Annotated in this window: 8 protein-coding genes; 6 read left to right on the top strand and 2 right to left on the bottom strand. The window is 42.4% G+C overall.

Features of this window, described 5'->3' with window-relative positions; translation table 11 throughout:
• Nucleotides 1–149: 149 nt before the first annotated feature.
• The 5 genes from ORI98_RS06355 to ORI98_RS06335 all read left to right on the top strand — a co-directional run bounded on the left by ORI98_RS06355 (nt 150) and on the right by ORI98_RS06335 (nt 7,687).
• Nucleotides 150–842 (top strand): hypothetical protein, encoded by a 693-nt coding sequence (locus ORI98_RS06355; protein ID WP_306134680.1) that lies wholly within the window; start codon nt 150–152, stop codon nt 840–842.
• A 74-nt stretch (nt 843–916) separates the two neighbouring features.
• On the top strand, nt 917–2,770 hold the full coding sequence (locus tag ORI98_RS06350; RefSeq protein WP_306134679.1) for a von Willebrand factor type A domain-containing protein: 1,854 nt from the start codon (nt 917–919) through the stop codon (nt 2,768–2,770).
• Between the two features lie 118 nt (nt 2,771–2,888).
• Nucleotides 2,889–3,431, top strand: a complete 543-nt coding sequence (locus ORI98_RS06345; RefSeq protein WP_306134688.1) for a sigma-70 family RNA polymerase sigma factor — start codon at nt 2,889–2,891, stop codon at nt 3,429–3,431.
• A gap of 2 nt (nt 3,432–3,433) precedes the next feature.
• Nucleotides 3,434–4,234 carry a hypothetical protein gene (locus ORI98_RS06340; RefSeq protein WP_306134678.1) on the top strand — a complete coding sequence of 267 codons (801 nt, stop codon included), beginning with the start codon at nt 3,434–3,436 and terminating at the stop codon, nt 4,232–4,234.
• 192 nt (nt 4,235–4,426) lie between these two features.
• Nucleotides 4,427–7,687 carry a S41 family peptidase gene (locus ORI98_RS06335; RefSeq protein ID WP_306134677.1) on the top strand — a complete coding sequence of 1,087 codons (3,261 nt, stop codon included), beginning with the start codon at nt 4,427–4,429 and terminating at the stop codon, nt 7,685–7,687.
• Between the two features lie 920 nt (nt 7,688–8,607).
• Here the strand turns inward: ORI98_RS06335 and ORI98_RS06330 are convergent.
• Nucleotides 8,608–9,444: a M14 family metallocarboxypeptidase gene (locus ORI98_RS06330; protein ID WP_306134676.1), complete on the bottom strand. Its 837-nt coding sequence runs from the start codon at nt 9,442–9,444 to the stop codon at nt 8,608–8,610.
• A 246-nt stretch (nt 9,445–9,690) separates the two neighbouring features.
• Between ORI98_RS06330 and ORI98_RS06325 the strand changes: the two genes are divergently transcribed.
• On the top strand, nt 9,691–10,272 hold the full coding sequence (locus ORI98_RS06325) for a hypothetical protein (protein ID WP_306134675.1): 582 nt from the start codon (nt 9,691–9,693) through the stop codon (nt 10,270–10,272).
• Between the two features lie 64 nt (nt 10,273–10,336).
• Here the strand turns inward: ORI98_RS06325 and ORI98_RS06320 are convergent, their stop codons facing one another.
• A complete protein-coding gene (locus ORI98_RS06320; protein ID WP_306134674.1) occupies nt 10,337–10,774 on the bottom strand; it encodes an OsmC family protein in 438 nt (145 codons plus the stop codon).
• Nucleotides 10,775–11,134 lie beyond the last annotated feature (360 nt).

The following is an 11,134-nucleotide window of genomic DNA, read 5'->3' as shown; positions in this document are numbered from 1 at the left end:
ATCCCCACCAGAATACTGGTAGGGATTATCATTCATCTTCAAGATCGGTCAAGTGCCCTTAAACGATCGGCATTGCGCCATTAGAAGGCATTTTATTAGCTGAAACCGACAGTAACCAAAGTGATTTAACTAAAGCACAACCACTAGGTATGTTTGCTGTTCTACTCGACCACAGAGATAACTTATTTAACTTTACTCAGCAGCAAGCCAGTTATAGCCGCTCGTGGAGTGACTTAAACAAGCTAGGCAATGCTTGTATGTATAATAAATTTAAATCTGCAGAACGTGAGCAGGTGTCATATTTTAGTCAGAAACCTATTACTGTTTACCCACCGTTAAGATTTATCGTATTAAAAAAGAATCTCCATTTATTCCCTAATATTATTGACTTTAAACATCTTCCGCCAAGTATGAAAGGTAATGTTGGTGTGGTTACTGCCCGCTCCTATGGTGATAACCTTAACCCGATTATTGCAGAACATCCTGAGTACTTTTATTTTCGTAGTGGTATGAACTCAACTAATAAACTATTAGAGATGTTAGCCAAAGATAGGGTCGTGGGAATTTTGGAATATTCAGCTGAAGTGGGTTTTATTAAACAAAAAATCGGTTTGGAATTTGAGCATTATGCCATTCCTATCAAAGGCGTATTACAACCTAGCTATGGTTATATGGCATGTTCTAAAACGCCAACGGGTAGACAGTTGATTGACAGTATTGATGCTGTTATGAGTAAGCCCAGCTTTATACAGGCTTTTATCGACGAGCATAATCGTAATTTAGATGAGGATGAAAAAGCCTTAATTAAACCCGCGTTTGATAAAATATTTAAATCAGAATAATAATTGCCATTTTATAACCCTTTTTTAAATTGACATCGTTTGTAAGCTAAAACGTCTTCAATAAAGGGTTATTTATGCAACATCATTCTCATGCTTTGAAGCAACCTGTGTTGCTCACGGCTTATCGTCGTTTAGGACTGATTATTTTGGCGTTGGTTTTAACAGCTTGTAAGCATCAAACCGCCAACGAAGACGCGCATAAAACACGTTTATCTGCCAATGAAACCACGGAAACACTTACCCAAGACAGTTTTGAAGTCGATGCTGCAGTGGTATCCGCTGAGCCATTATCAAAGCATGGCTTAACTCGCTCGATGATAACAACGGATGCGCCAACGCAAAACCAGGGACGTTTTATTCGTTATGTTCAAAATGGCAATATGGTCACGGCTGAAACGCCCGTTTCTACTTTTTCCATTGATGTGGATACAGCAAGTTATACCACGCTTAGGCAACAAATAAACCTGGGTCTTTTGCCGCAAAAAAATAGCATTCGAGTTGAAGAGTTAGTGAATTACTTCGATTACGATTACCCGATCCCTAATGCCAATGAGGCCCCTTTTAGCCTTCACACTGAGTTAGCCCCATCACCCTATAATCAGGATACAAAACTGCTTCGCATTGGTGTGCAAGGTTACCAATTAATGCCTGATCAAATTAAGGCCCGAAACCTGGTGTTTTTGATTGATGTGTCTGGTTCTATGTCATCGGCCGACAAATTACCATTATTAAAACAAGCGCTATTGTTGCTTAGTTCAGGATTAAATGCCCAAGATAAAGTATCGATAGTGGTTTATGCCGATGGCGTTCGCCAAGTATTAGATGGTGTGAACGGCAATGCTTTATCGCAAATAAGGCAAGGATTAAATAGCCTCGACGCTGGTGGCGGAACCAATGGGGGCAAAGGGCTTGCGTTAGCATATGAGTTAGCAAAAAAACATTTTATTGATCATGGGGTTAATCAGGTTTTGTTGGCAACCGATGGTGATTTTAATCTTGGCATGACCAATCAAACTGAATTGGTCAACTATGTAGCCCAACAAAGGCTAAGTGGTATAGGGTTAACAACACTCGGCTTTGGACTGGGGGCTTCAACTGCACAATTTAATGATGGACTGCTTGCAGAGCTGGCGGCAAAAGCCCACGGCCAGTATGCGTATATTGATACCCTGAATGAGGCTCGAAAAGTACTTTATGATCAATTATCGCAAACGTTGGATATCATTGCCGCTGATGTAAAAATTCAAATCGAATTTAATCCTGCTATTGTGGCGGAATATCGCTTAATTGGTTATGAAAGTCGCCAGTTACAGCGTCAAGATTTTAATAACGATAAAATTGATGCCGCTGAAATTGGTGCAGGCCAAAGCGTCACTGCATTGTATGAGTTACGGTATAACGACAATTCACAATTATCCCAACCACCATTACGTTATAAATCGACTGAAATGGGCAAGCGCCCAGGGGCTTTATCTCATCGTCAGTCGTTTGATAGCGATGAAATTGCTTTTTTATCGCTTCGATATAAGCCTTTCAATGGTGGGCAATTAGCCGCATCGAAAAGCCAGCTTATTAGCCAGGCCATTTTAGCCAATACTGAGTATAAAAATTTACAGCAGGCGAGTGATGATTTTCGGTTTGCCGCTGCAGTTGCCGGTTTTGGTCAACTGATTAATCATAATCATTATGTACATAATATTGATTATGATAAGTTAATTAGCTTAGCCGCAGGGGCAATGGCAGATGACCCTTTTGGTTATCGGCATGAGTTTTTACAATTAATGCGCTCTACTCAGTTATTAGTTGCACAAGGAACCCCGCAAAGTGGTGGCTTTTATGATGATGCTGACGAGCGTCAATATCCCCACAAAGCGGCAGCAGAAGCTTATCCTATGCCTGAACCGATAATTAAAGGCGAGCGACAATGATTGCCACCTAATTCAACACATTGATTTAAAGAGAAAGTGGATGACACTACAACCTGATACAAGTGCAGCCGTTGCAACCGAAATCGATAATGGTGTATCGACAACCGATGAGCAGTTAATGCTGGCATATCAAGCGGGCGATCTCAGTGCTTTTGAACAGCTATACAAAAAGCATAAAGGCCCTTTATATCGTTACTTTGTTCGTCAATTACGTGATAACACATTAGCCGAAGATTTATACCAAGAGGTTTGGGGCAAGGTGATCAAAGCCGTGGCAACGTATCAAGTGAGTGCAAAATTCACCACTTGGTTATACAAAATTGCTCACAACCTGATCATTGATCATATTCGTGCAGTAAAGCCATTAGATGACACTCAGGCTTTAGGTGAAGACCAAACCATGGACAGCTTTAATGCCGCCAGTGACGTTGAGCCAGACCAACAATTGCAGCAACAGCAGCAAGCCAAGATGCTGCAAGGATGTATTGATTTATTACCTGCGGTGCAAAAAGAAGCTTTTTTGCTGAATGTTGAGTTAGGATTAACCGCCGCAGCCATTAGCGATATTGCTAAAGTGACATTAGAAGCGACAAAGAGTCGTATTCGATATGCTTACCAAAGCATTAAGTTATGTATCAGCCAAAAAACTCAGGAGGCATAAAGATGGTTAAAGATAATGATGAAGCCTTCTTAGCCTTGCGGGATGAGATTTCAACGCTATACCATCATGGTGTAAAAGAAGAGCCATCGGCACAATTAGATGAAGCTGTTTTAGCAATGGCGCAAGCCGAACTTCAGCGTGCTAAAACGGAAAATATCCAGGCTAAGGCTGGCAGTACCACTGTTGTTGAGCTAAAAGGTTGGCAGCAGTATCGCTGGCAATTATCGACAGCGGCATCGGTTGTGATTGTGGCCGGCTTGTATATGATGATGCCAATGCAACAACATTCTGATCCTGCTCAAATGGCGGTACCTGATGAACCCCACACGCCAATGTCTTTGATGCAAGCGCCATTACCCGCTACACGCAATGCCAGTGCTGATGACATCATTCAGGCTGATAGCAACTTGCGCGCGGCCACTGCGGTTAATCCGTCTGAAATGCAGCCCGCAGCAATGTCAGCACAAAGCAGTCAAAACAATACCCAGTTAGCGGCTGAGCAGCAAAAGCAACAAAGTGATAATTCAACGTCAAAATCGTTGATGTCAGATCTGAAGCCGTCAAGCCGTGACAGCATGACGTTTGAGTCGAAACAGTCATTTTCAAAACAAGCAGAGTTGATCACGCTTGATACGGCCGAAAAAGCGATGGAGACACTGAATCAGTTAGTTGCCTCGCAGCAATGGCCTCAAGCCGAGCGTTATTTGTTAAGCATGGAGCAAAGATTTCCTGAACTTAATGATCCTAAACACCCGTTAAATAGTGATTATCAGTTAATTAAACAGCAACTCACCGCACGTTAAATTAGTATATTAAGTTGAAAAAGACCAAGCCTCGGCTTGGTCTTTTTATTTGCCATTAAACTTGTCGGTACCGTCAGGATATCAAGATGACAAACATAACCGTTGTCATTGGTTACACTTTGACGCTTTCAAAAATATCACATTCTGGTAACTTTACTGCCAATAACAATATAAAAGGGAAAATGGCTCGTGATGAAACTTCGTCGTTCAGTATTAAGCTACATGGTTGCACTGGGTTGTGTTAGTGCATTTTCAACGGTGGCCTACGCCAATAATGGCTATTACCGCGCCCCAGCATTACATGACAATACCTTAGTGTTTACCGCTGAGGGGGATTTATGGAAAACCCAGCTCAACAGTAAAATTGCTAGCCGTTTAACGACTCAAGCGGCAGAAGAAACCGAGGCGAGTATTTCACACGATGGTCAGCGCTTAGCTTATACCGCCAATTATGAAGGTGCGACAGAAGTTTATGTCATGCCTATGGCCGGCGGCGTGGCAAAAAGAGTCAGTTTTGAAAACTCCCGAGTGCGCCTACAAGGCTGGACGGCGACAGGGGATATTGTTTATTCAACCGATAACGCTTTTGGTCCGGCGAATTACTGGGTATTGAAGACCATTAACCCAGACTCGTTAGTGGTGACCGATTTACCGCTTGCGGATGCGATAGAGGGCACCATTGATGCCAAAGGCGAATATGTTTACTTTACCCAATTTGGTCTTCAAGCCAGTGGCGACAATGCCAAAGTGTATCGTGGTGGTGCCAAAGGAGAGATTTGGCGTTATCAATTAGGCAGTGATAACGAAGCCAAACAGTTAACCTTACAGCACCCGGGGTCAGTTCGTCAGCCAATGTTATGGCAACAAAGAGTGTTTTTTATCAGTGATGCTTCGGGCAATGACAATATCTGGTCAATGTCATTAACGGGCGACGATATTAAGCAGCACAGTCAATATACAGATTGGCAAATTAGGGATGCAAAATTACATCAAGGTAAAGTCGTGTTTCAACAAGGGGCTGACATCAAGCTTTTTGACCTTGCTAGCAATCAAGAATCAGTTGTTGATGTTGATTTAAGTAGTGATTTTCCACATCGCCGTGAACATTGGGTGAATGACCCAATGGAGTTTGCCACCTCAACCCGTTTAAGCCCAAAAGGCGATCAAGTGGTTATCACCGCTCGTAGCCATGTCGCTATTGCCAATAAAGATGATCGCCGTCTGATTCAAATTGCTTCAGCAGCAGATACACGCGTACGGGATGCCATATTAAGCACCGATGGTCAGTGGGTATACGGCATTAGTGATGCATCGGGAGAGCAGGAAATTTGGCAATTTCCGGCCGACGGCACTGACGGCGCTAAACAGCTAACAAAAGACGGCAAAACACTGCGCACCAGTCTAAGTCAGTCACCTAATGGCCGTTATTTAGCCCATGATGACTATATGGGCAATGTGTGGCTACTTGATTTAGCGAATAATAAAAACATAAAAATAGCCGCCGATGGCGAGGGTTTAGGGCCTTATCAGGATATTGTTTGGTCTCCAGACAGTAAATTTATTGCTCTCACGAAAGCCGAAATAGGTAAACAGCGTCCTCAAATTGTCTTGTATTCAGTTACTCAGGCAAAAGCGCAAACCTTGACCTCTGATAAATATGAGTCATTTTCGCCTAGCTTTAGTCATGATGGTGATTGGTTATATTTTCTATCTAACCGCGACTTTAAAGCCACTCCAAGCTCACCTTGGGGCGACAGAAACATGGGGCCTGTATTTGATAAACGCACCCAGATTTTTGCGTTAGCACTGAATAGCAAAGCACAATTTCCGTTTGCCAAAACAACAGAATTAACCGCCGCAAACCAAGACGACAAGGTAGAAAAAGCTAAAACTAAGCTTGATTGGCAGGGGTTAGCGCAACGCTTATGGCAAGTACCTGTTGAGGCTGGTAATTATAATCGCTTGCAACAATCTTCCACAGGTTTGTATGTGGTTGATAGCGTTAATGATAAAAGTGCATTGAAGTGGATTAAGTTTGATAACATTGCCCCTAAAGCGGAGGTGTTTGCTGACGATATTGCTGACTTTACCCTCGCCAATGATAACGCGACCATCATGCTGCGTAAGCAAAGTAATCCTAAAGAGTTGTTAATTGTAGCTGCAGGAGAAAAATTACCCGCTGATGTGAGTCAAGCTAGGGTGAAAACAGAGCAATGGCAACTGCGGATATCACCGATGCAAGAGTGGCAACAAATCTTTGAAGATGCCTGGTTGATGCATCGTGGACAGTTTTTTGATACTCAAATGCGTGGACTTGATTGGCAAGCAACCAAAGCTAAATATCAACCGTTATTGCAACGACTCACCGACAGAAATGAACTTAACGACATCTTTGAGCAAATGATGGGTGAGCTCGACTCGCTGCATTCGCAAGTGCGCGGTGGTGATATACCGCAGGACAAAGATGCCGCTAAATCAGCCTCATTAGGCGGGCGCTTAAACCTGACCACCAAAGGCGTTGAAATAGCACATATTTATCAAAATGACCCAGAGCTACCTAGCCAAGCATCGCCACTGGCGCGTATTGATGTTGATGCCAAAGTGGGCGACATAATCAAAGCGATAAATGGTAAACCCGTAAGCCACTTGGGCGATGTGACTCAGCTATTGCGTAATCAAGCTAATAAGCAAGTATTGCTTACGTTAGAACGTGGTCGTGATCAGCATCAAACCGTGGTATTGCCCACCAATACCGCAACCGATGCCAAGTTACGCTATTTAGACTGGGTACATCACAATCAAACTAAAGTGAGTGAGGCGTCAAAAGGGGAGTTTGGGTATTTACATTTATATGCGATGGGCGCAGGCGATATTGAAAGCTTTGCCCGTGAGTTTTACACCAACTATGACAAGCCAGGCTTGATTATTGATGTAAGGCGTAATCGCGGCGGCAACATTGATAGCTGGATTATTGAAAAACTGCTGCGTAAAGCGTGGGCATTTTGGCAACCAACCCATGGCAGTGCCAATACCAATATGCAGCAAACCTTCCGCGGAAAATTGGTGGTATTAGCCGATCAAATGACTTACTCAGACGGTGAAACCTTTTCAGCAGGGATTAAAGCCCTAGGTATTGCGCCATTAATTGGTAAACAAACTGCTGGTGCAGGGGTGTGGTTATCGGGGCGTAACAGTGTGACGGATAATGGTATGGCACGCGTGGCAGAATATCCACAATATGCAATGGATGGCCGCTGGGTGCTTGAAGGCCATGGTGTTGAACCTGATATTGAGGTGAGTAACTTACCCCATGCCACTTATCAAGGTGACGATGCGCAATTAGAAAAAGCCATCAGCTATTTGAAAGAACAGCTAGTGCAAAGTCCTTATCAACCATTAAAAGCGCAGCCATTACCTAAAACCGGTAAAGCAGATGATATTCACGCTAATTAATCAGCCGAAACATATGGTTAGATAGCGTCGACTTTATCATTTACAGCCCCATCACAGATGGGGCTTTTTTATAAAATCTTAACTTAATTAAATTTCATGGGCGTGAAAGAGTGGCTTCAAGTGCAGATGATCCAGCGAAACGCCGCAAGCACTTCCATGTGGGCTTAACCAAAACAATAACATCCATGTTAAACAGCCAGTTCGGCATCCATGGCTCTCGCTCAAAAATGTTTCACTTAGTGAAACTTCGCCCTGTTTTGGATACTCGCTGGCTCATCAGCACCCATAATTTTCACATCTCCGATTTAACTTCATTCGTAACAACTCCATAAGAAAAGCTTGGATGTTCGGTTTGAATTGAGGTCATCGAGAAAAGTTCGTGAGCTTGGCATGGATGCCAAGCTAGCTTTCGTTGGGCCATGGATGGCTCATCGTAAGCGTTAGGATATTTTTTATATTAGGTGAAAATGGCCGAAGCGGGCAGCAAATGAGGTTTAAAGCTGGATCGATCCCCATCGAAAACATGCGCTTTTCAGCATTTTTCGTCTGGGGCGCTGAGGGTTTCCAAAGGGGCGCAAGCGTTTTGCCCCTTTGGTCTGGTGTGGGCGAAGCACCACGACGTTTAGGGCCAAAGGCCATATTCCAAACTAACCTTGGGGCAAAACCAAGCTAACTTTCAAATCAAAACTTATATCAAATGAAGCTAAATCGAAGAGATAAAATGACCCGGTGTAGATACGGCTGAGGGTATCGAAAACAGGACGTTTTCGTTAAGCGGCCATGGATGGCGCAAAGCGTCCCTAAGCAGTATTTGCACATAAGGTCGCTCTTTCACATCTGACCCATAGGGATATGGGTCAGATGTGATGTGGGGAACATCACTGACCATGTGACCACGACATTATGATCACTATCAGTGATTATTGACGATTTTCATCAACAAAGTGGTTGATAAACAAGGTAATCGCATCACGATTGGCAAGCACGCGTTGATCAAAATCTTGCTGGCCTGGTGTTTCGGTGCAGATAGCAATTTGACTGCCACTTTGAAATAACGCACTTTCAAATGAGCTATCAAAATGATTAAAAATAATGCCATCTTTAACAGGGCAATCATCAATCTCACCGTCAGCGGCAATCGGGAAGTATCGTCCAAGACTATCGCGTAGCTGATAACTGAGCGGGCTAGGTAACGCATGAGATTCTAATGCGTACAAATAAGTGTCATGCAGCAACACATCTTCATGACAGGTTAATATGCCATGCTCAGAGGCAGACAATAATGTGGCCATGGATTGTTGTAAAAGAAGTCCTTCAACCGAGGTGTGCTGGTTTGATGCGACTTGCCCTGATTGATATACAAAACCTCGGTTAGGATTTTGCTGATACAGATTTAATCGGTTGCCGATACTAAATCCGCTTGGATTGACCAGAGGTAAAATGCTCAAATTCACTTTCTCAAGTACGCTTGGCTCAAGCTGAGTTAAGGCGCTGATTAATCCCCATGGTCCGGCTGATTCTTCGCCGTGAAATCCCGCACAGACCAAAATTGACGGTTTATCTGAGTGAATGTTTGCAGATTGGTAAAGCGATAACGGATATTGCTGGTGGTTGTTATCAATAAAACCTAAAGGTTTGGCTTGCAAGTTTAAACGGGTGACTTGAGCGGATAAATACTTCTCAAATTGCTTTAAGTCATTACTTTGGCAGTTAAATAACGTGCTGTTCCATTGATAGTTTACAAATAACTGAGTCATAAATTTATGTCCAATAAATATTTTCTTCATCTTAAACAGAGATAAACAGAATGACTATCTAAAAAGACCACTTGCCTATGGGCTGATTGTAAAAAATTGCTAAAACTGCTGACATAACGTAAAGGATGTTGATTTTTTGTGCGCCCAAGGTTGATTGTATAAGGTAATGTTATGTTTTGAGGCGATATTTACTTTGAGTTTTCATGGTAGTTGCTTATCTTTGCCGCAGAATTACTAGGAGTAAATATGACTAAGTCTTTATCAATTATTGTTTTACTAACCGCTATTTTAGGTTTATCTGCATGCGCTACGGGTAATACGCCTGAAGCCAAAAAAGCCAATGCCCGCAAAGAAACACAAGAAGCATTAGCTGAAATTTATAAAGAACATCCAGCAGCAAGAACTGCAGTAAATCAATCTGTGGGTTATGTGGTGTGTTCGGGCAGTAATAGTTACTTATTTGCGCTTTCAACTGGCGGTGGAATTTGTGTGCTAACTGAAGGTGGCCAAAAGTCTTACTACCGTTTTGCAACAGGTGGTGTGGGTGCTGGGATCGGCTGGAAGCAAATGGCTTATGTACAAGCTTTTATCAAGCGTGACGCATTGACGCGTTTTAAAGAGTCGGGTTATGAAGGCCAAGCTCAGGCAGAAGCCAGTGCTAAATATGAAGACAAAGGCGATCAAGCGTCTGCCAATCAGTCGGTTGATATTAATGGGGTGAAAACTTATCAAGTGAATTTAATGGGCGCTGCCGCTCAGGCCACGGTTCAAGGTTACAAGTATTGGAAAACCGACTTTAGCGAAGATTTTATGCAAAAATCTGAGTAATATGCCGTTAAATACCCACAAAAAAAGCCGCATTTAGCGGCTTTTTTATTATTTAACGCATAATTTAGTGCTTAATTTCAACTTCGCAAGCTAATGAGTTAGCAATAAAGCAATTTGCGTGTGCTTTTTCATGAATTTTGGCGATCGTTTCATCGCTCACCTCAATACCTTCAGCAAATACGACTTCAGGGTTTAAGGTCATTTTAACAACAGCGATTTTACCTGCGTCATTTTTACCTAAATCGGCAATAGCGTTATCGGTATAGGTGCTAACAGGTAAACGTTTAAGGTGTGCTATCGCTAAAAAGGTCAACATGTGACATGAAGAAAGCGCAGCCAAAAGGTTTTCTTCTGGGTTAACTTTATCTTCATTGCCTTTATATTCAGGTGCTGATGAAGCTTCAACCGATTGACCACTGCCATATTTGACTTGATGATCACGATTAAATTCGCCTTCTGCTGCTGGTGAAGTGTGCCAATCAACAGTTACTTTAAAACCCATCTACTACTCCTAATTTGAGCGACCACATTGTTACCACAATGCGTAATTCGATGATGATTCAACACTAACTTGCGCTTAATGTCCATGCTTTTTGTATGTATTCAATCGCATCATATAAATGAATTTATGATGAGAATTAACCCCAAAAGATATACAGCTATTCAACTTGTTAATAACACTTTCTTTTTTATACCTAAAAATACGATTTCACATAAAACACCTCACTAGCCAAAAAATAAATTGTTGCATGATTGTTATGAATACGTATGCAGTGTGTTGTTAACGAAAGAGGGGGAAGCCTAGTATATCGGCATAATAATTGTTCGATATTCGAGATAGTGTAAGTTGTATATCTGAGTG

It is taken from the genome of Shewanella sp. ULN5 (assembly GCF_030731885.1).
Classification (GTDB): Bacteria; Pseudomonadota; Gammaproteobacteria; order Enterobacterales; family Shewanellaceae; genus Shewanella; species Shewanella holmiensis.
The sequence above is the reverse complement of the archived record's forward strand: the minus strand, read 5'-3'. Positions and strand labels throughout refer to the sequence as shown.

Bases quoted from the DNA above. Each gene is read 5' to 3' on its own strand.
- ORI98_RS06355 (WP_306134680.1), top strand. From the start codon at position 150: ATGTTTGCTGTTCTACTCGACCACAGAGATAACTTATTTAACTTTACT.
- ORI98_RS06330 (WP_306134676.1), bottom strand. From the start codon at position 9,444: ATGACTCAGTTATTTGTAAACTATCAATGGAACAGCACGTTATTTAAC.
- ORI98_RS06325 (WP_306134675.1), top strand. From the start codon at position 9,691: ATGACTAAGTCTTTATCAATTATTGTTTTACTAACCGCTATTTTAGGT.
- ORI98_RS06340 (WP_306134678.1), top strand. From the start codon at position 3,434: ATGGTTAAAGATAATGATGAAGCCTTCTTAGCCTTGCGGGATGAGATT.
- ORI98_RS06350 (WP_306134679.1), top strand. From the start codon at position 917: ATGCAACATCATTCTCATGCTTTGAAGCAACCTGTGTTGCTCACGGCT.
- ORI98_RS06335 (WP_306134677.1), top strand. From the start codon at position 4,427: ATGAAACTTCGTCGTTCAGTATTAAGCTACATGGTTGCACTGGGTTGT.
- ORI98_RS06320 (WP_306134674.1), bottom strand. From the start codon at position 10,774: ATGGGTTTTAAAGTAACTGTTGATTGGCACACTTCACCAGCAGCAGAA.
- ORI98_RS06345 (WP_306134688.1), top strand. From the start codon at position 2,889: ATGCTGGCATATCAAGCGGGCGATCTCAGTGCTTTTGAACAGCTATAC.